This is a genomic window from Enterobacter sp. CPE_E1241, assembly GCF_045618265.1.
Taxonomy (GTDB): domain Bacteria; phylum Pseudomonadota; class Gammaproteobacteria; order Enterobacterales; family Enterobacteriaceae; genus Enterobacter; species Enterobacter adelaidei.
Map to the genome: position 1 here is coordinate 4,806,842 of NZ_JBIWYV010000001.1, position 24,580 is coordinate 4,831,421.

General features: G+C 52.3%; 20 protein-coding genes. 8 read left to right on the forward strand and 12 right to left on the reverse strand.

Features of this window, described 5'->3' with window-relative positions; genetic code table 11:
* The first annotated feature begins 330 nt into the window (after positions 1–330).
* From ACJ9Y9_RS23470 to fpr, 4 genes are all read left to right on the forward strand, one after another.
* Complete coding sequence (locus tag ACJ9Y9_RS23470) at positions 331–1,176, forward strand: MIP/aquaporin family protein (protein WP_028018114.1); 846 nt, start codon at positions 331–333, stop codon at positions 1,174–1,176.
* Positions 1,177–1,197: 21 nt separating this feature from the next.
* Positions 1,198–2,706, forward strand: coding sequence for a glycerol kinase GlpK (glpK, locus tag ACJ9Y9_RS23475; RefSeq protein ID WP_028018115.1), 1,509 nt, complete (start codon positions 1,198–1,200; stop codon positions 2,704–2,706).
* Positions 2,707–2,805: 99 nt separating this feature from the next.
* Positions 2,806–3,816 carry a class II fructose-bisphosphatase gene (glpX, locus tag ACJ9Y9_RS23480; protein ID WP_028018116.1) on the forward strand — a complete coding sequence of 337 codons (1,011 nt, stop codon included), beginning with the start codon at positions 2,806–2,808 and terminating at the stop codon, positions 3,814–3,816.
* Positions 3,817–3,912: 96 nt separating this feature from the next.
* Positions 3,913–4,659, forward strand: coding sequence for a ferredoxin--NADP(+) reductase (gene fpr, locus ACJ9Y9_RS23485; protein WP_028018117.1), 747 nt, complete (start codon positions 3,913–3,915; stop codon positions 4,657–4,659).
* Here the strand turns inward: fpr and ACJ9Y9_RS23490 are convergent, their stop codons facing one another.
* Positions 4,660–5,079, reverse strand: coding sequence for a DUF805 domain-containing protein (locus tag ACJ9Y9_RS23490; protein ID WP_023309691.1), 420 nt, complete (start codon positions 5,077–5,079; stop codon positions 4,660–4,662).
* Positions 5,080–5,191: 112 nt separating this feature from the next.
* Here ACJ9Y9_RS23490 and ACJ9Y9_RS23495 point away from each other — a divergent pair, with 112 nt between their 5' ends.
* Positions 5,192–5,788: a DUF1454 family protein gene (locus ACJ9Y9_RS23495; RefSeq protein ID WP_407226226.1), complete on the forward strand. Its 597-nt coding sequence runs from the start codon at positions 5,192–5,194 to the stop codon at positions 5,786–5,788.
* Positions 5,789–5,899: 111 nt separating this feature from the next.
* Entirely contained in the window at positions 5,900–6,667 is a 768-nt protein-coding gene (gene tpiA, locus ACJ9Y9_RS23500) for a triose-phosphate isomerase (protein ID WP_028018119.1), read from the forward strand.
* 44 nt (positions 6,668–6,711) lie between these two features.
* Here the strand turns inward: tpiA and ACJ9Y9_RS23505 are convergent, their stop codons facing one another.
* The 6 genes from ACJ9Y9_RS23505 to cpxP form a co-directional block, all read right to left on the reverse strand.
* A complete protein-coding gene (locus ACJ9Y9_RS23505; RefSeq protein ID WP_028018120.1) occupies positions 6,712–8,016 on the reverse strand; it encodes an SLC13 family permease in 1,305 nt (434 codons plus the stop codon).
* 73 nt (positions 8,017–8,089) lie between these two features.
* Positions 8,090–8,833 carry a CDP-diacylglycerol diphosphatase gene (locus ACJ9Y9_RS23510; RefSeq protein ID WP_028018121.1) on the reverse strand — a complete coding sequence of 248 codons (744 nt, stop codon included), beginning with the start codon at positions 8,831–8,833 and terminating at the stop codon, positions 8,090–8,092.
* 111 nt (positions 8,834–8,944) lie between these two features.
* The gene (locus ACJ9Y9_RS23515; protein ID WP_028018122.1) at positions 8,945–9,934 is read right to left on the reverse strand and encodes a sulfate ABC transporter substrate-binding protein; all 990 of its coding nucleotides are present in this window, start codon (positions 9,932–9,934) and stop codon (positions 8,945–8,947) included.
* A gap of 134 nt (positions 9,935–10,068) precedes the next feature.
* A complete protein-coding gene (gene pfkA / locus ACJ9Y9_RS23520) occupies positions 10,069–11,031 on the reverse strand; it encodes a 6-phosphofructokinase (RefSeq protein WP_028018123.1) in 963 nt (320 codons plus the stop codon).
* Between the two features lie 174 nt (positions 11,032–11,205).
* The gene (gene fieF, locus ACJ9Y9_RS23525; protein WP_028018124.1) at positions 11,206–12,099 is read right to left on the reverse strand and encodes a CDF family cation-efflux transporter FieF; all 894 of its coding nucleotides are present in this window, start codon (positions 12,097–12,099) and stop codon (positions 11,206–11,208) included.
* A 152-nt stretch (positions 12,100–12,251) separates the two neighbouring features.
* Positions 12,252–12,758, reverse strand: a complete 507-nt coding sequence (gene cpxP / locus ACJ9Y9_RS23530) for a cell-envelope stress modulator CpxP (RefSeq protein WP_028018125.1) — start codon at positions 12,756–12,758, stop codon at positions 12,252–12,254.
* A 150-nt stretch (positions 12,759–12,908) separates the two neighbouring features.
* Between cpxP and cpxR the strand changes: the two genes are divergently transcribed.
* Together cpxR and cpxA are read left to right on the forward strand one after the other, a co-directional pair.
* Complete coding sequence (cpxR, locus tag ACJ9Y9_RS23535) at positions 12,909–13,607, forward strand: envelope stress response regulator transcription factor CpxR (RefSeq protein ID WP_028018126.1); 699 nt, start codon at positions 12,909–12,911, stop codon at positions 13,605–13,607.
* Positions 13,604–14,977 (forward strand): envelope stress sensor histidine kinase CpxA, encoded by a 1,374-nt coding sequence (cpxA, locus tag ACJ9Y9_RS23540; RefSeq protein WP_028018127.1) that lies wholly within the window; start codon positions 13,604–13,606, stop codon positions 14,975–14,977. Before cpxR ends, cpxA begins: the two co-directional genes overlap by 4 nt.
* A 44-nt stretch (positions 14,978–15,021) precedes the next feature.
* On the opposite strand, the gene ACJ9Y9_RS23545 is transcribed toward cpxA, so the two are convergent.
* From ACJ9Y9_RS23545 to ACJ9Y9_RS23565, 5 genes are all read right to left on the reverse strand, one after another.
* Positions 15,022–16,272 carry an MFS transporter gene (locus ACJ9Y9_RS23545; RefSeq protein ID WP_028018128.1) on the reverse strand — a complete coding sequence of 417 codons (1,251 nt, stop codon included), beginning with the start codon at positions 16,270–16,272 and terminating at the stop codon, positions 15,022–15,024.
* A gap of 107 nt (positions 16,273–16,379) precedes the next feature.
* Positions 16,380–17,345, reverse strand: a complete 966-nt coding sequence (locus tag ACJ9Y9_RS23550; RefSeq protein ID WP_028018129.1) for a sugar phosphate isomerase/epimerase — start codon at positions 17,343–17,345, stop codon at positions 16,380–16,382.
* A gap of 8 nt (positions 17,346–17,353) precedes the next feature.
* Positions 17,354–18,058, reverse strand: coding sequence for a UTRA domain-containing protein (locus tag ACJ9Y9_RS23555; protein WP_028018130.1), 705 nt, complete (start codon positions 18,056–18,058; stop codon positions 17,354–17,356).
* 184 nt (positions 18,059–18,242) lie between these two features.
* Complete coding sequence (gene yiiM / locus ACJ9Y9_RS23560) at positions 18,243–18,917, reverse strand: 6-hydroxyaminopurine reductase (protein ID WP_028018131.1); 675 nt, start codon at positions 18,915–18,917, stop codon at positions 18,243–18,245.
* Positions 18,918–18,996: 79 nt separating this feature from the next.
* A complete protein-coding gene (locus tag ACJ9Y9_RS23565; RefSeq protein ID WP_231079210.1) occupies positions 18,997–24,441 on the reverse strand; it encodes an Ig-like domain-containing protein in 5,445 nt (1,814 codons plus the stop codon).
* Between the last annotated feature and the right edge of the window lie 139 nt (positions 24,442–24,580).

Consider the following 24,580-nt stretch of genomic DNA (forward strand, 5'->3'; position numbering starts at 1 on the left):
TATGGAGCACAGCGCTCTGTGTCCAGCGACACACCGCGCAGATCGCGGTTTGCAACACTTTTAGGTCTGGTCCTGGTGCGTTCGCGTCATATCACCCTAAATTGTTAACTCATTCGTTAATGAAATGATTCAGCTCACATTCCGCCACTGATGCAAAAATGTGCTTTATGGCGCGAAAACGCTCATTTTATGACGAAGACCACACATTTTGATTTCGATATTTCTCGTTTTTGCTCGTTAACGATAAATTAACACTATGTCTACAGGGCATCGTGGCTGTCACGGGCGGCCATGCTAACAATAAACATCAATTTCTTCAGGATTCCGATTATGAGTCAGACATCAACCTTAAAAGGCCAGTGCATTGCCGAGTTCCTTGGTACCGGGTTGTTGATATTCTTCGGAGTGGGCTGTGTCGCTGCACTGAAAGTGGCGGGTGCCAGTTTTGGTCAGTGGGAAATCAGTATTATCTGGGGTCTGGGCGTGGCGATGGCCATCTACCTGACTGCAGGTGTTTCTGGTGCACATCTTAACCCGGCGGTGACTATCGCACTGTGGCTGTTCGCGTGCTTCGAAGGACGCAAAGTTGTTCCTTTCATTCTTTCTCAGTTTGCCGGCGCGTTTTGCGCAGCGGCGTTAGTTTACGGGCTTTATTACAATCTTTTCATCGACTTCGAACAGACGCATCATATGGTGCGCGGCAGTGTCGAAAGTCTGGACCTGGCAGGCATCTTCTCAACCTACCCTAACCCGCATATCAATTTTGTGCAGGCGTTCGCAGTTGAAATGGTGATTACCGCTATCCTGATGGGCGTTATCCTGGCGCTGACTGACGACGGAAACGGCATTCCGCGCGGCCCGCTGGCACCCCTGCTGATTGGCCTGCTGATTGCGGTGATTGGCGCATCAATGGGCCCGCTGACTGGGTTTGCGATGAACCCGGCACGTGATATCGGACCAAAAGCGTTCGCCTTTATCGCAGGCTGGGGCGACGTCGCCTTCACCGGTGGCAAAGACATTCCTTACTTCCTGGTTCCGCTGTTTGCGCCGGTTGTCGGGGCTGCGCTGGGTGCATTTAGCTACCGCAAATTAATTGGTCGCCACTTACCGTGCGACACCTGTGTGGAAGAGGAGAAGGAAACGACTTCTACCGCACAACAAAAAGCTTCGCTGTAATCTGACTACGGGACACATACCATGACCGAAAAAAAATATATCGTTGCGCTCGACCAGGGCACTACCAGCTCCCGCGCTGTCGTAATGGATCATGACGCGAACATCGTCAGCGTGTCACAGCGCGAATTTGAGCAAATTTATCCTCGTCCAGGCTGGGTAGAGCACGACCCGATGGAGATCTGGGCATCACAAAGCTCCACGCTGGTCGAAGTGCTGGCGAAAGCCGATATCAGTTCCGACGAGATTGCCGCGATTGGTATTACTAACCAGCGTGAAACGACGATTGTCTGGGAACGTGAAACCGGTAAGCCTATTTATAATGCCATCGTCTGGCAGTGCCGCCGCACATCAGAAATCTGCGAACAGCTGAAGCGCGATGGCATGGAAGAGTATGTGCGCAGCGCCACCGGTCTGGTTGTTGACCCGTATTTCTCCGGTACCAAGGTGAAGTGGATCCTCGACCACGTGGAAGGGTCGCGCGAGCGTGCAAAACGTGGCGAGCTGCTGTTCGGTACCGTCGATACCTGGCTTATCTGGAAGATGACCCAGGGACGTGTCCACGTCACCGACTATACCAACGCCTCACGTACCATGTTGTTCAACATCAACACCCTGGAGTGGGATGACAAGATGCTGGACGCGCTGGATATCCCACGCGCGATGCTGCCTGAAGTACGCAAGTCTTCTGAGGTATACGGCCAGACCAACATCGGCGGTAAAGGCGGTACGCGTATTCCTATCGCCGGTATCGCGGGTGACCAGCAGGCGGCGCTGTTCGGCCAGCTGTGCGTCAAGGAAGGGATGGCGAAGAACACCTATGGCACTGGCTGCTTTATGCTGATGAACACCGGCGAGAAAGCGGTGAAATCAGAAAACGGCCTGCTGACCACCATTGCCTGCGGCCCACGCGGCGAAGTGAACTACGCGCTGGAAGGTGCAGTGTTCATGGCGGGTGCGTCTATTCAGTGGCTGCGTGATGAGATGAAACTGATCAGCGATGCGTTCGACTCCGAGTACTTCGCGACCAAAGTGAAAGACACCAACGGCGTATACGTGGTGCCTGCATTCACCGGTCTGGGCGCACCGTACTGGGACCCGTATGCACGCGGCGCGATTTTCGGTCTGACGCGTGGTGTGAACTCTAACCACATTATCCGCGCCACGCTGGAATCCATCGCCTACCAGACGCGCGACGTGCTGGAAGCGATGCAGGCTGACTCCGGCATTCGTCTGCACGCCCTGCGCGTGGACGGCGGTGCGGTCGCAAACAACTTCCTGATGCAGTTCCAGTCGGACATTCTGGGTACCCGCGTTGAACGCCCTGAAGTGCGTGAAGTCACGGCGCTGGGTGCGGCGTACCTCGCCGGTCTGGCAGTAGGTTTCTGGCAGAACCTGGACGAGCTGCAGGAAAAAGCGGTGATCGAACGCGAATTCCGCCCAGGTATTGAAACCACCGAACGTAACTTCCGCTACAGCGGCTGGAAAAAAGCGGTGAAACGCGCCCTGGCATGGGAAGATCACGAAGAGTAATTCCCCTCACCCTAACCCTCTCCCCACAGGGGAGAGGGAACTCGTCTCCCCACTCTGTGATAAACTTCGTGCAATTCCTTTTGATTGCACGAGTACCTCATGAAACGTGAACTTGCTATCGAGTTTTCCCGCGTCACCGAAGCGGCCGCCCTCGCAGGCTATAAATGGCTGGGTCGTGGCGACAAAAATACCGCAGACGGTGCGGCTGTCCATGCCATGCGCATCGTCCTTAACCAGGTCAACATCGACGGCACCATCGTGATCGGCGAAGGCGAGATCGACGAAGCGCCAATGCTCTACATTGGTGAGAAAGTCGGCACCGGCAAAGGCGATGCGGTAGATATCGCCGTCGATCCGATCGAAGGCACGCGCATGACGGCAATGGGTCAGGCCAATGCCCTGGCGGTGCTGGCGGTGGGCGACAAAGGCTGCTTCCTCAACGCGCCAGATATGTACATGGAAAAGCTGATTGTCGGCCCGGGTGCCAAAGGCGCAATCGACCTCAGTCTGCCGCTGGAAGAGAACCTGCATAATATCGCCAAAGCATTGGGCAAACCGCTCAGCGAGCTGACCGTCACCATTCTGGCGAAACCGCGCCACGATGCCACGATTGCGCAGATGCAAAAACTCGGTGTGCGCGTGTTTGCCATTCCGGATGGCGACGTTGCCGCCTCGATTCTGACCTGTATGCCGGACAGCGAAGTCGATGTGCTTTATGGCATCGGTGGCGCGCCGGAAGGAGTCGTATCCGCAGCAGTGATCCGCGCCCTGGACGGCGACATGCAGGCGCGCCTGCTGCCACGTCATGATGTCAAAGGCGACAGCGAAGAGAACCGTCGGATTGGCGAAGAGGAGCTGGCACGCTGCGAAGCAATGGGCATCGAAGCTCATAAAGTTCTCGCTCTGGACGAAATGGCCCGCAGCGATAATGTTATCTTCTCGGCGACCGGCATCACGAAAGGCGATCTGCTGGACGGCATTACCCGTAAGGGCAACATGGCAACCACTGAAACGCTGCTGATCCGCGGTAAATCACGCACCATTCGTCGCATTCAGTCTATCCACTATCTCGACCGTAAAGACCCGGACGTACAGACGCACATTCTGTAAAACCGTTTGATCGATAGAGCTTTCCGGCCCAAATGGGCTGGAAATCTTCACGACAAGACAGGAAGATAGACCAGAGAAACAGCACAGGAGAAGATCATGGCGGACTGGGTAACAGGTAAAGTCACAAAGATACAGTTCTGGACCGATACGCTATTTAGTCTCACCCTGCATGCTCCCGTTCACCCGTTTACGGCCGGGCAATTTGCGAAGCTGGGGCTGGATGTCGACGGTGAACGCGTACAGCGCGCTTACTCTTACGTTAACGCGCCAGATAACCCGGATCTCGAGTTCTATCTGGTTACCGTTCCGGACGGCAAACTCAGCCCGCGTCTCGCCGCTCTTAAGCCCGGTGATGATGTGCAAATTGTGAGTGACGCTGCCGGCTTCTTTGTGCTCGACGAAATTCCTGACTGTGACACGCTATGGATGCTGGCAACCGGTACGGCCATCGGTCCGTATCTCTCCATTTTGCAATATGGCAAAGACCTTGAACGCTTTAAAAACATCGTGTTGGTTCATGCCGCGCGCTACGCTGCAGACTTAAGCTATTTGCCGCAAATGCGCGATCTGGAACAGAAGTATGGCGGTAAGCTCAAAATTCAAACGGTGGTCAGTCGTGAAACGGCAGAAGGTGCGCTGACGGGCCGTGTGCCGGCATTAATTGAAAGTGGAGTTCTGGAAAAGGCAGTGGGTTTGCCGATGACGGCGGAAACCAGCCATGTCATGCTGTGTGGTAATCCGCAGATGGTTCGTGACACGCAACAACTTCTGAAAGATACCCGGCAGATGACGAAACATCTTCGCCGCCGGCCGGGCCATATGACCGCCGAACACTACTGGTAATCAGCGGTACTTCACCTCAAGGGTGTCTTTACCGTATTTGTTTTCGCTCTGGGTGCCAATAAACGCGCCCAGATCGACAATCATCATCACGAAGATAACTGACGGTAGCAGCCTGCCGACGACCCAGGGAAGAATGGACGGAAGCATCGCCCAGTTCCCTGCCACCAGCATCCACGCCAGAATAATCAGAAATGCCCACGCCCCGGAACGCCCGCGATCGTGCAAACGTTTTACCACCACGGCCGCTGTTGGCCATAGCAGACAGACCAGCGCAAAGGCCGCCGTTTGCGTACTCAGCCACGCGTTGTAAGCAACAAAAAACAGAAGCAGCATGGCGACAACCCACGTCACCATCCAGATCCAGAAATCACGGCGTCCAATACGCCCTTTGAATGAAAACAGCCACTGCTGTATGGTCATGTAAGGTTCCTTATTATCGTATAGCGCGCATTTTACCCTGGAGTTGTGACCTTTTGACAAGCCGACCAGATATCGTTTTAATCATGAGCACTTACGGCCAGGGGCAATGTTGATGAAAATTTCGGCGCGTTCTCTTTTCCTGTGTTTAACGCTGCTTATCGCGGGCTTTCCCCTGCATGCAGCCGAAACCACCGCCCCGACAACGGCGCCGTATCTGCTTGCGGGCTCCCCGTCTTTCGATCAGTCCATCAGCCAGTTTCGTGAAGCCTTCAATCAGGCCAACCCAACGCTGCCGCTGGATGAATTTCGCGCCATTGATGGTTCTCGCGATACCCCTACGCTGACCCGTGCGGCAAGCAAGATTAACGAGAACTTGTATGCCTCAACGGCGCTGGAGCGCGGCACGCTAAAAATCAAAAGCATGCAAATCACCTGGCTGCCAATTCAGGGGCCAGAGCAGAAAGCAGCGAAGGCGAAGGCGCTGGAGTATATGAGCGCGGTGTTACAGGCCTTTACCCCGGCACTGACGAAAAAGCAAAGCCAGCAAAAGCTGCAAAAACTCCTCGCCGCCGGTAAAAACAAGCGCTACTACGCCAATACCGAAGGTGCGATTCGCTATGTTGTCGCAGACAACGGCGAAAAAGGACTGACCTTCGCAGTTGAACCGATTAAGCTGGCACTATCTGACACTCTCGGAGGGGCGAATTAATGACAAAAAGCAAAGCCTTTCGAGGGAAAATCTCTATACTGATTCACAGACCATGCTGCCCGACAGGGTGGCCATATTCCTTAATTCGCTTATTTAGCGTGGAGAATTGAAATGCGACATCCTTTAGTGATGGGTAACTGGAAACTGAACGGCAGCCGCCACATGGTAAACGAACTGGTTGCGAACCTGCGTAAAGAGCTGGCTGGCGTGACGGGCTGTGCGGTTGCTATCGCTCCGCCGGATATGTACCTGGATCTGGCTAAACACGCCGCTGACGGCAGCCACATCATTCTGGGTGCACAGAACGTTGACGTTAACCTGTCTGGCGCATTCACCGGTGAAACCTCCGCTGAAATGCTGAAAGATATCGGTGCGAAATACATCATCATCGGCCACTCTGAGCGTCGTACCTATCACAAAGAATCCGACGAGTTCATCGCGAAGAAATTCGCGGTGCTGAAAGAGCAAGGTCTGACCCCAGTTCTGTGCATCGGTGAAACCGAAGCTGAAAACGAAGCAGGCAAAACGGAAGAAGTGTGTGCTCGCCAGATCGACGCAGTGCTGAAAACTCAGGGTGCAGCAGCATTCGAAGGCGCGGTCATTGCTTATGAGCCAGTCTGGGCGATCGGTACCGGCAAATCAGCAACCCCTGCGCAGGCTCAGGCAGTTCACAAGTTCATCCGCGACCACATTGCTAAAGCCGACGCGAAAGTGGCTGAACAAGTCATTATCCAGTACGGCGGTTCCGTAAACGCATCCAACGCTGCTGAGCTGTTCACCCAGCCAGACATCGATGGCGCGCTGGTTGGCGGTGCATCCCTGAAGGCTGACGCTTTCGCGGTGATCGTTAAAGCAGCAGAAGCGGCTAAACAGGCGTAATGCTGTTGTGGCGGGTAGCGCTTGCGCTTACCCGCCTTACTCCGCTACAAACGACCCAATACGCTAAACCACAAGTAATCCAGCGGCAACAGCACCAGATAGGTCGCTATCGCCAGCGCCAGACAGAGCACCATCCCCGCCTTTGCAGGCACCTTCCCGAGCCCCATCGCCACCACAATTGGTGACGCCTGATACGGCAGCAGCGGTGTGGAATAACCCAGTACCTGGATCATGATCACCGACAGCAGCGGGAAACCCGTCGCGTCGGAAAAACTCTGTGCCAGCGTGGTATACAGCGCAGGAACACCGTTGGCGGTCATAATGAAGTTGAGCGCGGTGGTAATACCGGTCAGCGCCAGGAAACTGGTGAAGGGGTTATCAGCGTCCAGCGGCATTATCCGCAGCAATGCTTCACCTACGGCTGCACCAATCCCGGTCTGCGTCACCACAATCGCCAGACCAAGAATACCCGCGACATAAATACAGGTACGCATATTCACCCCCGCAGAAAACTCTTCTCCGGTGATAAAACCGATGCGCGGTAGCATGACGATGACCGAGGCCGCAAGCCCCGTCCACGCGGGCCCCACACCGTGCCAGCTCTCCGTCACCCACATCCCCAGCACCACCGCCAGCAGCCAGGCGAGACGCTTTTCATCCCGCCCCATCGGTTCAGACGGTGCCAGATCCTTCGGTGGTTTTGGATTACCGGGAAAGAGCCAGCAGATCAGGCCAATCAGAATCAGACCTTTGAGAATACCCAGCACGGGGGTGTGCAGCAGCAGATACGGGACGTAACTCAGGTGGATGCCGTACGAACCTTCCGCCGCACCGCTCATCACCAGGTTAGGAACGTTTGCAGGCAAAATAGTTGCCGAGAGCTGGAATGTACCGAACCCCACAGCCAGCGCCAGGCCAAACCACGCCCGCGAACCGTCTGCGATACTCGCCCTTTTCGCCATCGCAGCAACGATAGGCATCAGGAGCGCAATACGTCCCATATTCGACGGCATCACAAACGCCAGCGCATAGCTCAGCAGCACCACGCTCGCCACCATCAACACCCAGGAGTCGGTGAGCTTTGCCGACAGCGCACGCGCAGCCCTGTCCGCCAGGCCGGTTTTACGGATCGCCACGCCGAGCACAAAACCGCTAAACACCAGCCAGAACGCCGACGAGGCAAAACCACCGAAGATCACCTCCGGCGGGGCGATTCTGGCGGTCATCGCGGCCGTGAAGAACAACAGCGCGGTGATAAATTCCGGTAATAGCGACGTCGCCCACAGCACAATGGTGACGCCAACGATCAGTGAGGGCAGCAGTAGAGGGTGAGCTAACCAGAGCGACATACCTGTCTCCCGTAGATTTTTTCAGCAAGTCTACGGTGACAGGCAGCCGGAGTAAACGCGATTTATGGTGGGGTCAATTCAGGATAGTGCATTGATGATCCTGCAGTTCCTCAGCCGATGCGCGATTAAGGGTAAGCAGGTTGCGTTCCGTTGCCAGTAAAACAAAAGAGCCATCTGACTGCTGCGCCATCGCCAGCGCAAAGCGTCCCATATGGTCGCGTGCTTCCGGCAGCTCTTCCGCCAACATCATAAACGGACTGCGCTGCACCAGCTCATTCTCCGTTACCCGACGAGCAAGATACTCATGCCCTTCCAGCCCACCCGGAAGAGGCAGCCACTGGGTGCTAATTTCGCCCTGAGCCGCGTTCAGCTTCTCGCGCACATCCGGGCGCAGGCAGGAGATATGAATATGAAAATGGTTCTGCGTACGGCCTGTCGGGGAGTTAATCGTCAGTGAAATGGCGCTGTCAGGCACCTCGGTTCCCCGCTTCAGGGTCATAAAACTGCGTGACTGCCACGCCAGCCAGAAAAAGTTCGGCGTATGAGGCTCGGTCAAAAGCGGACTTTCTGTGCCGTTGATACGGTAGGTTGGCATCAGCAGATACTGCAGCGGTCCATTGCGGTCTTTAAACACCACATAACCTGCATCTGTTTTCACCTGCGCACACGGCGCCGGGTTACGGTTCTGGATTTGATTCGGCACACACTGGTCGAGAACGATATGTCGCAGCGCATCCGGATTACCCGCTTTCATCCAGTACCCGCCACCAGCGGCAAGGGCAATGACAATCAGGATCAATAAGATAATTTTTTTCACAGCGCGTTCCCCGTATCCATTTGAAGTGAAAGAGTAACGCAAAATGATGACCAAATAAAAAACCCGGTGGATTTCTCACACCGGGTCACCGTGTCGTTCTTTGCGAAATACTTAGCGTTTGCTGATCTGGTCGAAAGTACCGCCGTTTGAGAAGTGATCTTTCTGCGCTTTGGCCCAGCCACCAAACTCGTCATCAATGGTGAAGAGCTTCAGTTTCGGGAAGACGTTTTCGTATTTCTTCGCAACCGCCGGGTCACGTGGGCGATAGAAGTTTTTCGCTGCAATTTCCTGACCTTCTGGCGAGTAGAGATACTTCAGGTAGGCTTCCGCCACTGCTTTGGTCTCTTTCTTCTCAACCACTTTGTCGACCACAGAAACGGTTGGTTCCGCGAGGATAGATTCGCTTGGGGTCACAATCTCGAATTTGTCTTTACCCAGTTCGTTGGTGGCCAGCAGGGCTTCGTTTTCCCATGCGATCAGCACATCACCAATACCGCGCTCGACAAAAGTGTTGGTTGCGCCACGCGCGCCGGAATCCAGCACCTCAACGTTTTTATACAGCGCTTTCACGAATTCCTGAGCTTTAGCCTGGTCACCGTTGTTGTGGTGCAGCGCGTAACCCCACGCCCCCAGGTAGTTCCAGCGAGCGCCGCCGGAGCTTTTCGGGTTCGGAGTAATCACAGACACGCCCGGTTTGATCAGGTCATTCCAGTCATGAATTTGTTTTGGGTTGCCTTTACGCACCAGGAAAACAATGGTCGAGGTGTAAGGCGCGGAGTTGTCCGGCAGGCGTTTGATCCAGTTTTTATCTATACGTCCACGTTCGGCGATGGCGTCGACATCGTAAGCCAGTGCCAGAGTGACCACATCGGCTTCAATACCGTTGATCACAGACGTCGCCTGCTTGCCGGAACCGCCGTGAGACTGGCGAACCACAACGTTGTCGCCGGTTTGCTGCTTCCAGTGTGCGGCAAACGCTTTGTTGTACTGCTCGTAAAGTTCACGCGTCGGGTCGTATGACACGTTCAGTAACTGGATGTCCTTAGCCAGAACGCTGGTCGATGCCAGCAATAATGTTAAACCCACGCCCCATTTATTCATCGCCCAGCTCTCTTGTGTAGTGTTTTGATAAATGCAGCGTGCCAGAAAGCGAATCGAGGATTAAAGAATAAAAAAAGATTGGCTATAACTTAGAGGAATAAAAGCCCTCTCCGCAACGGAGAGGGCTTGAGGGATCAGTACAGTTTTTTCGCGCAGTCCAGCCAGTCACCTTTGAACGGACGTTTCATGTTTTCAATGGCGTCGATGATGTCATGGTGCACCAACTGCTCGTTCTGAATACCGACGCAGCGGCCGCCGTGACCCTGCAGCAGCAGTTCAATAGCGTATGCCCCCATACGGGACGCCAGAATACGGTCGTACGGGCCAGGGGAACCGCCACGCTGGATGTGACCCAGTACGGTCGCGCGGGTTTCGCGTTTGGTTTCGGTTTCGATGTACTTCGCCAGCTCGTCAACATCACAGATGTGCTCGGTGATGGCAACAATCGCGTGTTTTTTACCTTTCGCGATGCCTGCTTTGATTTCAGCAACCAGATCTTCACGGCTGAATTCCACTTCCGGCACAACCACGAACTCACAACCACCCGCAATCGCGGCGGCCAGAGTCAGGTCACCACAGTAACGCCCCATCACTTCAACGATGGAGATACGCTGGTGAGAAGAAGAGGTGTCACGCAGGCGGTCAATCGCTTCCACAACGGTACCCAGCGCGGTGAAGTAACCGATGGTGTAGTCAGTGCCTTTGATGTCGTTGTCGATAGTGCCTGGCAGACCGATGCACGGGAAGCCCATTTCAGTCAGACGTTTTGCACCCATGTAAGAGCCGTCACCACCGATAACCACCAGGGCGTCCAGGCCACGTTTCTTCATGTTCTCGATAGCCACTTCACGAACGTGTTCATCACGGAATTCCGGGAAGCGTGCAGACCCAAGGAAGGTGCCGCCACGGTTGATCATGTCAGACACGCTGTAACGGTCGAGCTGAACCATACGGTCTTCGTACAGACCCAGGTAACCATCATAGATACCAAAAACTTCCAGACCTTCCGTCAGCGCTGCACGGACAACCCCACGAATTGCCGCGTTCATGCCCGGCGCATCACCGCCGCTTGTCAACACACCGATTTTCTTAATCATGACTACCTCTGAACTTAGGAATGCAAAATTGAAATCTGTTGCCGGAAGAAACTTATCGACCAACGAATACTGCAAATAGTATATCAATCACTTCCAGCTGAATTGATTCAGGTCAGACCAAATGGCGGTAATTTATACACAAAATGCTGGCCTGGCTCACTTTTTTACAACGAATTACGAAAGCCCAACATGTCCAGGTACTACCGAGCAGGGATCCTGGTGAATGATGACGTCTGAACCAGGAAAACGCTGCAAAATCGCCTGCTCGACCTGCTCAGCAATAACGTGAGCCTGAACCAGTGGCAGGTTGTCTTCCATTTCAATGTGAATCTGAATAAAGCGGGTCGGCCCTGACTGCCGCGTTCGAAGATCGTGCGCACCGCTGACGCCAGGCCAGGAGGTCACAATAGTAAAAATTTCATTACGTTCTGAGTCCGGAAGAGCGCGATCGAGCAGCGATTGCACCGCTTCATACCCCATCCGTAAGGCACTATATAAAATATAGATACCAATCCCTAACGCGAACAACGCATCGGCCCGATGCCAGCCGTACCAGGCCAGACCGAGCGCAATAAGAATAGCCCCATTCATCATAACATCAGATTGATAATGAAGCATATCCGCCCGTACTGCCTGACTTTGCGTTTTGCGAACGACCCAGCGCTGGAACGTTACCAGAACAAGTGTGCATATAAGTGCAACGACTGTCACAACGACGCCCACGCCGGGATCGTTCATCGGGGTCGGCGAGACGAGATGCTGAATGCCGGTTAAAAACAGGAACAGTGCAGACCCGGAAATGAACATGCTTTGCGCCAGCGCGGCCAGCGACTCCGCTTTGCCGTGCCCGAACGTGTGCTCTTCATCCGCCGGTTGCAGCGAGTAACGCACCACCAGCAAGTTGGTCAGTGAGGCTGCAATGTCCATCAATGAGTCTACCAGCGCCGCCAGAATACTGACCGAGCCGGTATACCACCAGGCAAAGATTTTGATCAGTAGCAGGCTAGAGGCCATGACGGTTGCCGCAATGGCGGCCCGGCTTACCAGCCTTCCATAGGATTGATTCATAAACACTCCTGTCATGTCATGCCGCTAGTATAACGGAAGCGTGAGGAGTCAAAGGATGAATAAACGGTTAACAAATTAGAATGAAGGCAAAAAAAACCCCCACATCATGTGGGGGAAGACAGGGATGGTGTCTATGGCAAGGAAAACAGGGTTTACTGGTTACTACGGGTACTGCTATTGCTACTGAAAAACGTCGTTTCCGAGTTTCGCTGCATCCGTGCAACCTCACGCAGCTGGTCCATACGCTGCAGATGTTTGGTGTTCAAAACCGCTTGCTGCTCGGGCGTTAGCAGGTGGAACATTTGGTTGCGGACCTTCGCCATCTCTACCTGGCGGGCAACTTGTTCCTGTGCCATTTTTTCTGCCTGAGCGCGTACAGCGCTTTCGTCAAAATTTTCTGCGGTGACAAGGCGATGCATTGTCTCCATTTCGCTAACATTAACAGGGGGCTGGTCATGTCTTGCCCTCTGCATCAGATCTCGCATCTGTTGACGCTGATGTTCGGTTAAACTTATGCCGTCAAACATATGGCTTTGGCTACTGTGCTGCGTTGTGCCCTCTTGTGAGGAACCGTTATCGCTGATGATAGCTACAGCAGCCTGGCTAAACGCACTGAACGCCAGCGTTGAGGCCATGACGGCAGCGGTAACTTTGCGCATCACTTGCTCCCAAAATCTTTCGTGTCGCGATTCAACGAGAGACAGTCTACGATTCAGGCTGCAAACATGCGTCAGGGGGTGTAAAACAACGTAAAGTCATGGATTAGACAGCCTTGATGTCGTAATTTCTGCCTCGGAGGTATTTAAACAATGAATAAAATCCTGTTAGTTGATGATGACCGAGAGCTCACATCCCTTTTAAAGGAGTTGCTCGACATGGAAGGTTTCAACGTTCTGGTTGCCCATGATGGCGAGCAGGCGCTGAGTCTCCTTGACGACAGCATCGATTTACTTTTGCTCGACGTCATGATGCCGAAGAAAAACGGCATTGATACGCTGAAAGAGCTTCGCCAGACACACCAGACACCCGTAATTATGCTGACCGCACGCGGCAGCGAACTTGACCGCGTACTTGGCCTTGAGCTGGGTGCGGATGACTATTTACCGAAACCGTTCAACGACCGTGAACTGGTCGCCCGTATTCGCGCTATCCTGCGTCGTTCGCACTGGAGCGAGCAGCAGCAGAATACCGACAACAGTTCGCCGACGCTGGAAGTGGACTCCCTGAGCCTGAACCCGGGCCGCCAGGAAGCCAGCTTCGACGGACAGGCGCTGGAATTGACCGGCACGGAGTTCACCCTGCTTTATCTGCTGGCGCAACATCTCGGTCAGGTGGTATCGCGTGAACATCTGAGCCAGGAAGTGCTGGGCAAGCGTCTCACGCCGTTTGACCGCGCCATCGACATGCACATCTCTAACCTGCGCCGTAAGCTGCCGGAGCGTAAAGACGGTCACCCATGGTTTAAAACCCTGCGTGGTCGCGGTTATCTGATGGTCTCCGCTTCATGATAGGAAGCTTAACCGCCCGCATCTTCGCCATTTTCTGGCTGACGCTGGCACTTGTTTTAATGCTCGTACTGATGTTGCCAAAACTCGACTCACGCCAGATGACGGAGCTTCTCGACAGCGAGCAACGTCAGGGCGTGATGATCGAGCAGCACGTCGAAGCCGAGCTGGCAAATGACCCACCAAACGATTTGATGTGGTGGCGCAGGCTGTTTCGCGCTATCGACAAGTGGGCACCACCCGGGCAACGCCTGCTGCTGGTCACCAGTGAAGGCCGAGTCATTGGTGCCGATCGCAATGAAATGCAGATTATCCGTAACTTTATCGGTCAGGCAGATAACGCCGATCACCCCCAGAAGAAGAAATATGGCCGCGTTGAGATGGTGGGGCCTTTTTCTGTCAGGGATGGGGAGGATAATTATCAGCTCTACCTGATTCGACCGGCGAGCAGTTCCCAGTCTGATTTTATCAATCTGCTGTTTGACCGTCCGCTCCTGCTGCTGATTGTCACCATGTTGGTTAGCTCGCCGCTGCTGTTATGGCTGGCGTGGAGCCTGGCAAAACCGGCGCGTAAGCTGAAAAATGCCGCCGACGAAGTGGCGCAGGGCAACCTGAGACAGCACCCTGAGCTGGAATCCGGGCCACAAGAGTTTCTTGCTGCAGGTGCCAGTTTCAACCAGATGGTGAGCGCGCTGGAGCGTATGATGACGGCGCAGCAACGGCTGCTTTCGGATATCTCGCACGAACTGCGTACCCCGCTAACACGACTACAGCTTGGTACCGCCCTGCTCCGTCGTCGTAGTGGCGAGAGCAAAGAGCTGGAACGTATTGAAACGGAAGCGCATCGTCTGGACAGCATGATCAACGATCTGCTGGTGATGTCGCGCAATCAGCAGAAAAACGCGCTGGTCAGCGAGACGGTGAAAGCCAATCATCTGTGGCATGAAGTATTAGACAACGCGGCGTTCGAAGCAGAACAGATGGGTAAATCCTTTACCGTCAACTTCCCGCCGGGGCCATGGCCGCTGTACGGTAACCCTAACACGCTGGAAAGCGCGCTGGAGAACATCGTACGTAACGCCCTGCGCTATTCGCATACGAAGATTGAGGTCGCCTTCTCGGTGGATAAAGACGGGATCACCGTGATCGTCGATGATGATGGTCCTGGCGTGAGTCCGGAAGATCGCGAGCAGATTTTCCGACCGTTCTACCGTACCGATGAGGCGCGTGACCGCGAATCTGGCGGCACGGGGCTGGGTCTGGCGATTGTTGAAACCGCCATGCAGCAGCACCGCGGTTGGGTGAAAGCTGACGACAGCCCACTGGGCGGATTACGGTTAACGCTGTGGCTGCCACTGTATAAACGTTCCTGACCCCACGTCCCCCGATGTTGTATCGGGGGACGCTGTTCATGATCTTATGCCGCCTCACTGACCGACATAACTTTCTGTTTTTTGATGCGTTTCACCAGCAATGTCGAGCAAATAAATCCTGAAAGACTAAAGGCAATCATCACGCTGAACACATAGTTGTATCCGGTGATCCCTTTAAAGTTATCCAGAATCCAGCCGTAGAGTGTGTACGCAAACATCGCGGGCATATAGCCGATAATACAACCAAATGCCATTGCCGAACCGGCATATTGCCGTGGGGTTCCAATTTCATCCATCGGGGCAAAGAAGATGGCGCGCTGCGAGAAGATGATGGCGCCAAACCCTAACGTTGCAACCATCCCGATGTAAACGTTCATCGACTGATGAGGGAGTTGCATAAACAACATCATCGCAACGGCTGAAATCAAGAACGTCCATTTCAGGTAGACCGTGGGAGACTTAGCGACTTTATCTGCCAGGAAACCACCCACCGGCCCACCCACCATTTTGAGGGCATACTGGTTAATGATCCCGTACGCCCCTACCAGCGCAACCGGAAGCATGTAGATGTCTTTCAGGAACGGGATGAAATAGGTTAAACCGCAGTAAGCCGCATACACAAAAAAGATACCAAATGATGCTAACCAGACGTTCGGGCAGGTCAGAACATGCTTAATACCTTTCAGGGTTTCAATGTTTGCGCTGCTTCCTTTAGCGTTTTTGACATGGTCATCATCAACGATGAAGTAGGTGATAACACCGGCCATCAGGGTGATGAACGTGTAGTAGAGCAAACCAGCCTGCATCCCCGCTTTCCCTTCACCAAAGTGCACAAAGACGAACAGCGCGCCAGAAGCCACAATAACGTCCACCACACCACGTCCAGCCTCCAGAAGCCCGAACAACCGCCCTTGTTCTTCTTGAGTTCCTAACAGGCGCACAGCTTTTAATAACACCGGCCAGTAAACGACATCAGCAAAGAAGGCCATCGCCGCAAAGCAAATAAGATAGCCAGTGAAAGACGGCAGCGTGGATAAATAGAGACCACACAGCCCCACACCAATTAACCCGAAGGGCAGAAGGATCTTCTTAGAATAGCGGTCGGCAATATATAAAGAGAGGAAAAGCCCCGTGGTTTGCACAATCGTATACACCGTAAAACTGAGCCCTATTTGTGTATTTGTCAGCCCCCAGTCACTTTGCATTGGAACATAAAAGACATCCTTCATGCTGGAAAGCTTAAATATCGTCCCACCACCTAATACCAAAAAGCACAGACGAGCCCATTTATTCATGAACATATTCGACACCCTCACTGCAATTTTGAGAGAAAACCGTTCTGTAATATATAAAAATCCAGGCCATCCCTGAAAAAGGAAGCCGTAAGACACTGTTAAATTAATTAAGCAGGTTGTTTTATATTTATAAATTTAGCGCACAAATTACGAATAAATTCAATTTGAGAAATAGCATACTCTTTTTCCTGTGCCAGACGAGCATCAACCAGTTCATTATCAGGAAGTGGCGTAAAACTTGCGTCACGCCACGGTATCCAAGGGTTATCTCCTTCATCATCAAAACGAAATGCTGGTGCGTAATAATCAACCTCTTCTTCAAGGCCAAAAGAAGTGACCTGGGCCTGGTCGTCACCCAACAGTAAAAGTTCACGCAACATCATCTCTACAGGGAGATCGCCGAGCCCTGTACGGCAGGCTTCATGCGCCCATCCTTTACCCTCTTTTATCACTCTGGCATCCTTGATATGAACCTGAGTGATGTAAGGCGACATAGTCCGTAACGCAGCCATTGGCTCTTCATTAGCATTGATCATATTGCCAAAATCAAAGAGTATTGAGAGGTTTTTCATACCACTGTTTTTTACCAGTGTAACCAGTTCATGTCCTTTGAGATCTTCATGCTGTTCAATCGTAAACTGGATACCGCTATTATCAAACTGCGCCAGATAAGCAATATCCTGGGCGATTTTTTCCAGTACTGAATTTAAACGCCCTTCATAACGTGGATAAAATCTGACAGAGGTAGCACCTGTGGCCTGCGCAATAGCAATAGCCTCATCCAGGGTCTTTTTATCTGACGCGCTGGTTTCAATATGAATATCCAGTCCGTATTGCTCGGCTTTCTTTTTAAAAGAACTCAACTGCTCTGGTCGCATATTTCTCAGTGAAAAGGATTCACCGTCTTCAACATGCACTTTCACACCCGATAAATGATTCTGATATGCAATATCCAGTAAATCTTCAGGAAGAACTCTCTCGTAGCGCATGTTTAAATGAAAGGCATAGGCGTGCAAATAAAGACGAATATTTTTTGCACGCTCAGCCAGTTTTTCTCTGATAATGTTTTCCATAATTTTTCTCACTCATCACGAATAACCAGTTCGACGGATTCAAGTCTCCAGTACTCCAGATCAACCTGAACCACTTTCTTTTCAGAGGTGGCACGATGCTTCTCTACCAAAATACCGTACGTATTGGGTGCCACTCCCAGCTCTTTGCAGGCAAGTTCAGGCATATTGACGGGTTTGAAAATCATCTCTTTGATGGTTAAGGCAAGCCCAAACTGCTCTTCCCAGACTTTAGAAAAAGCGTGGTTTTCCAGCTTCACCATAAACTCCGGGGCGGCTTCGGCATCAATCCAGGACTCATGGTAAAAAACTTTATGATCGTCCAGTCCGCACCAGCCGGTAATCAGGTAGGGAGCCCTGGAAGACGAAAAAGCTTTCTCAATATGACGAGGTACGGTATCAACAACATCTTTGGTCAAATAACCCCAGGAAGGTTTTCGCCCCTGCGCACGCGCCTCCGCATTAAAACTGGAGAGCGATTTTGGGTTGTAGATGAATCGCCGGGGAGAGATGAACCACCCGCTGCGGTTCTTGCGGAAAATACGTGCCGCAACCTCAAGCTCAATTAAAACCTGCCTTAAGGTCATGCGTTTAGCATCCAGCAATTCGCACAATTCGCGCTCGGAGGGAAGTCTGGAGCCCGGCGGAAAATCATTAGCCGCTAGCCAACTTTCGAAGCGGTCTCTCAGGAGATCAACATTGTTTTTTTCTTTCATGTCTCGCAATCTGGTTTAAACCAATTTGAAGACACAATATTTGAGCGGAGAAAATTCTCAAGTTTTTTCGGCAAGCTGACGCTATTTTTGTGGGCCAGGTATCAAGTTCATGATTAGCGAGGACAGCGCCAGAAAGGTGCTGTCCTCTTGATTCAGGCGGAGGCTCTCGTTTTTGCAGAAACCGCTATTTCCCCCACAATCTCCTCGAATTATCCTCGATCTCCCCACTAATACGCCGCTTCTGCATCGTTCTTGTCCAGCTGGTTGATAACCCTGCCGCCGACAGGAGGCGATGATACTGGTCGTCATCAAACGGCATATGCCAGGCTATCGCGCAGGCGTCATACACTGAGACATCGCTCAGGCGTGATGCCAGTTCCAGCGGTGCGTCCGCAGAGACTTGCCCGGCCAGCACTACGCGGTACAGCCAGCCGGTTTTGCCTGCCGTCTGCAGTTGGGCAGACATATCGCTGATGCCAAAATGGTAGTTAAGTTTGAAGCACGGTGAGCGCGGCTGCGTCACCTGAATCAGGGCGTCGCCCCAGCGGAAGATATCGCCGATGAAAACATTCCTCTCCGTCAGCCCTTCGGTGGAGAGGTTCTCGCCAAAGGCTGGCGCGACAAAGAGGTCCGCCTGCTCGGGGAATTCGGCTATCCAGTATTGATAGTGCTCGCGCGGATAGTGGCACAGCGCCCGATCGGGCCCACCGTGGATTTTCTTCTCGGCCTGCTCGTCGCCCGCAAGCCCAAGCTCGGTTAACGTCAGCTCACCGTCGACCTGCACTTTGGCGATGGCACTCGGGCGACTGCCGTCGTACTCCCTGACCTTGCCTGTAAATACATTCACCGGATAATGCATTGCTGCTCCTTTTTGCAGATACAAAAAAGCGAGTCATCAGACTCGCTTTTCCTTATTCCTTTCGCAAGTTTTTTAGCGGTTAGTTCACGGTAAGATCCAGCGTTAACTTGTACTCAAATGCATAACTGGTACGCCAGTCTTTACCCAGGAAGTGAACCAACCCGGTGTAATGTCCGGCTGGTAAGTCTGTATTGTCCGTACGGGCATAAGTAAATTTAGCGCGCATACCATTGCCACCATCGCACCCTACCGCTGCGTTCAACGGCCGCAGAGAACAATCAGACTCTCTGTACCCTTTCAAATTCACCATATACTGCTGCCCACTTTCGTTAGTCAGCATAACTGGTGTGGAAACGTCGGAATATCCGCTGGGTGCCCATTCCAACTGAGTCGGCCCATTTGTTGGATCAACCGTAACAAAACCTAATGACGGGAACCCACCGATCTTTGCTGAAGAATAATTTGATGAATCTGAGTTAATAACCCAGGTATCTTCAATCGTGTTAATAAACTTCACGTTAGCGTTAGACAACGTCGAGTTATTAATGGAAGCCGTCACCGTTGCCATCCCGATATCATGGCCTGAAAGTTTGACAGTGGCGATCCCCGAAGCATCCGTTTTGGTACTGGCAGCCGACAGAGTGTTCATCGTGGTTTGCCAGTTTATCGACGCGTCCGGAACAAGGTTCTGATTAGCGTCTTTTACCTCAACAGTGTACGTTGCCGAATCCACGCCGTTACTGAGAATGACCGATTTATCCACGTTTAACGACACCAGTTCCGCCGTTTTAACATCGCCGATAAAACTGACCTTAGCCGCTGTAAGCGACTGACCACCTGCCGCCAGCGTTGCCGTCATTACGGCATCACCTGCTTTTGTCGTCGTGCCACTTATCGTCGCAATACCGTTCGCATCCGTCACGCTACTGTCGCCGGATAACGTCATGGCGGCATCATCACTACGCCAGTTCACAACTATCCCAGGCAAGAGGTTGCCATTCGCATCTTTCACCGTCACCGACCAGGTGACGCGTTCTGCGTTATCCGCCACAGCTTTCGACTTATCGGCTTTGATGGCAGATAACGTCGCCGTATCTGCGTTGCCGATGTAGTTGACCGTCAACGTTTGCTGCGTATGGTTAATTCCCGCGCCAATGACCGTCGGTTGCGCTTTTGTCGCCGTAAATGTAATTTCGGCAATACCTTCGCTATTCGTCGTACTGCTATCGGCAGGCTGGAATTCACCGCTATCGTTATCCGACCCCCAATGCACGACGGCATTGTTAACCGGGTGGTTTCCCTCATCCACCACTGTGGCCTGGAGCGTAATGACATCTTTGCCAGCCACCACATCCGCCGTTTTGCTGGAGGTAATCTGAGACACTTTCTCTGTCGCAGCATCGGCAACATAACGCAATGTCGCAGAGGGTTTATTCACACCATTGAATGTTGCAATCGCTTTGCAGGCGACAACATCCGAACTCGACAGCATAACGTTTGACTTACCAGCATCATCAGTCACCTGCTCGGCAGCGGATAACTGATAATTCCCCGCAGGCGTTACCTGCCATCCCACATTGGCCTGACTGACCGCGTTACCGTACCGATCTTTTACTGTTGCAGTTAATGCGATTTGATCCTCGCCATTGGCTGCAGCGCTGGATTTATCAGCCACAACCGTGACGGGTATTGCGCTCTGAAGATCGGGAACAATAGTGAGTTGCACTGTTTTTTCGCTATTATTACTGCTCTTAGCCATCACTAGTGTCGATGTTGCCAGCGTGCTGCTGTAGGTAACGGACGTTTTACCCTCACTATCTGTCGTTGTGCTGGTTTCACTGAATACGCCACTCGCGTTATCACCAGACCACACTACAGGAGCATTTGCGACGGGATGATTGTAATCATCCATAACCGTTGCCGTTAATGTGACTTGCTCGCTTCCCGCGCTGATATCGCTGGTTTTATCTGCAACCAGTGTACGAATCGCTGTCGTAGAAGAATCTGTCGTAAACGACACGCTGTCAGATGTTTCTTCATGCCCATTAACAATCGCTTTCACACGATAGTCTGCGACCTGATCTGATTTCAGGGTAACCGATACATTTCCCTGGGCATCAGATTCACTCGTTGTTGAGGAAAGCACACCTGTCGCTGGCACCACAGACCAGGCCGCCGTCTCGCCGCTTACTGGATTACCGTTTTTATCCGTTACCACGCCAGTGAACGTGATGCTGTCCACGCCGTTAGCCAGCGCGGTCGCTTTGCTCGCCGACAGTTCGCCAATCTGCGCTGTCGTGCTATCGGCAGTGAATGTCACCACCGGCGCATTCCAGGCGGCTCCTGTTCCAGCCTGGGCGGTAAGGCTGACGTCCCCGGCTTTCAGCGTCGTCACACTTACTGACGCAGTGCCGTCTGCACCTGTCTGTGACGTTGCTAAAGACAGTTTCGCGGAAGAAGGTGTGACGCTCCAGTTTACATCCATTCCCTGAAGCGGATTGCCATTCGCATCCGTCACGGTTGCGGTATAAGTCACCTTGTCTTTGCCATCGGCCATCGCGAGTGTTTTATCAGTGGTCACCTGCGAAACCTTGCCAGTGGCCGTATCGGCTACAAACACCAATTCAGGTGAATTCACCGCAGTTCCCGTCGCAGTATTCACCGATACGATAACGGTTCCCTGCTGCGTGGCGGTGAGTGTCACTGACCCCATACCTGACTCATTTGTCGCATTCTGTGATGCGCTCAATGTGCCTTGCCCCTGAACAATGGACCACTGCAACGTTGATGCAGGAACCGGATGATCGTTAGCATCGACAACTTCCGCCGTCAGCGTAATACGATCATTGTTATTCGCTGTCGCCTGAGATTTATCGACATTCAGCGTTTTGACCACTGCCGTTGTGCTATCCACGGTAAAATTAAGTGCAGGAGATGTCTGCGTTTGTCCGCCCATCGTCGCCGTCACTTCAAGCGCTTCAATGTTTGCTGAAGTGACTTCAATGGTCGCTATCCCGAGAGCGTTAGTTTCAGTAGATGTCCCGGAAAGGTGGGCGGTCGCGCTGCCCGTAGACCAATCGACTTTTGCACCCTTCACCGGGTTTTTGTTGGCATCTTCCACTTTAACTTCAAGTGAGATCGTATCCTGCCCGTTCGCCAGCGCACTGGTTTTACTGGCCGTGATAGTTCCAAGGGTTGCGCTTTCGCTATCGGCAACAAAGGTGAGTTTGTCAGAGGTGACGCTCTCGCTATTGCCGGCAGTGGCGGAAACAATTCCCTGCCCGGCTTTAGCCGAGGCGATCGAGATCGTCGCCACCCCTTGTTCATTGGTGTTGCTCTGTTTATCCGCGAGATGTACCGACGTATTTGCAGAGTCTATCGCCCATTGCACAGGCTGATTAACCAGCGGATGCTGACTGTCATCAGTCACCACCGCGGTAAGCGTGATCGTATCCTGATTATCCGCTTTGGCGACGGTCTTATCCGCTTCAAGATGCGTCACGACGGCGGAATCGGCATCAGCGGTGAATTGCAGCGCAGGGCCTGTAATCGATTCGCCATTTTCCAGTTGCGCGTTAACCGTCAGACTAAGTACATCGTGACTGGTGACCGATACCGTCGCATTACCTTGCGCATCGCTGGTGCTTTGCGCAGCAGAGAAAACGGCATGCGAGTTATCCCCCTGCCATTTAACCTTCGCACCTTGTACCGGTTCATTCGCCGCATTAACCACATGCGCCGTCAGCATAATCGCATCCTGACCGTTCGCCAGTGCCGTATTTTTTGACGCCTCCAGATGGTCAAAGTGTTGAGAGTCGTCTGTTGCATCAAGAGTGACCACGGTTTTATTCAGCTTCGTCGTATCGTACAACGGCTGGATTGTCACATCCCCCGGCACACTTCCGCTGGTGAATGTACTCACATACACCCCTGCGGACTGTTCCCGAAACGCCGTCATTTTCTCGCTAACCAGGTCGGTACCCACGGTCTTTTTCCGTGCGGACACGCGGAGCAACTGGCTGCTCAGATGGCTGGCAAGCCCCGTGATTTTCTGCCCGCCACCGGATGTTATCGTCACCATGACTTGTGTGGTACTCACGCCATCAGCTGGCAAATGCGTATTTTCGGAAGTGGTATCAGAAGTGACCTGAGTGACGTCAAATCCATTCACCGCCACGGTCATATGCGCGGTATCAGATTTATTTCCTCGATTGTCATAAGCCGTTGCGGAGACCACATACATATTTTTCTCAGCACCGTTTTGCTCATAATGCGGTAATACAACAAACCAGGCGCCATTTTTCTCGCTAATTTTCCCGCCATTTTTAACCAGATTTTCGTCTTGCCAGACAATATGATCGACAGGGTATTTTGTCTTAATGTTCACAGTAACAGGCACTGTTTTCGATTCAACACCTTCAATACGCTCAGGAAGCGAGAGCGAAATAAGATCCTGCTTACGGTATTCCAGCACAATGTTATTGTTACGATTAACCAGATCCATTCGACTGCCAAGTAATGTGCGGCGCTCTTTGACTTTTTCGGAGTCTAGCTGTGTTGCAATGGGTACACCCGGCATCCAGTTAACATTAAATTCAACCTGTGTATCATTGTGATCACCCTTACCCATTTTTTGGTTAAGACCAAATGAAATAAGGGGGAATGGGGTAAAGTTAATTCCAGCAGTAACAGCATAAGGATTTTTTTGGCGGTCATCATCGTCGTCACCAAACAAGGCAACATCGTCGCCATAATATTGTTCCCAGACCAGTTTTGCGCCGAGTTGAGGATAAACGGGTAAATACCCCTCTGTACGCACATCATAGCCATCTGCGACGCGCTCTTCGTAATCCTGATGTGTTGAAGATGTTTTCCACCCGGAAAGGCGTTTATAACCGTTGGCACTGAGCTTCAAGTAGTCCCAACCTAATTCGCCACCGACACCCATTCGCTGGTGCGTATTGCCGGATACTTGCTGATCATAGAAGGCGTTCACCCCCCACATCCAGCTATCAGCAAAGTAGCGATAGCCAAGACCGGCGTTAAAGATGTTACGATCGTCTTCGCGTCGCCCACCCAGTTGCGTGAATAATAAATTGGCGCCTTTATCATCATACAGCGGGAGCAGCAGATCCAGATTCGCACTCTCCAGCGAAAAATTCTGGTCAAGACCAATATTCACTCTGGCCGTGCCAAATTGCTGCAACCACTGTTGAATTTCATTTGTAGCTTTACTTGAACCGCTATTAATCAATGAATTTATAATAGCGTCACTTTTATTATCCTGGCTTAATAATGAGCCAGCACCAGAAAGCACCCCGGCTATATCTTTATCACTATCGCGGGTATCTGATGGCGTATCTTTTACTTTTACAGTATTATTTTCACCACTTTTCGTATTGATTTCTACGTTCCGATTTGTTTCAGCATGCGCGGGAAACGAGAACAAGAATGCATTACAAAACGTGAAGTGCAGGTAAAAAAACACCTGCAAACATATTGTTAGCTTTTTATTAATATGCATGGACATTGACCTGAAAAGGGTGGGAACAAAAGCGTTAGCAACTGTCAGCCAGAATATTTTTCAGGTCAAATTATATTCATACAGATAAACCTCAGGCGCTGATATTTTCTTAATTAGAATTTAAGTAAAAATAATCTGA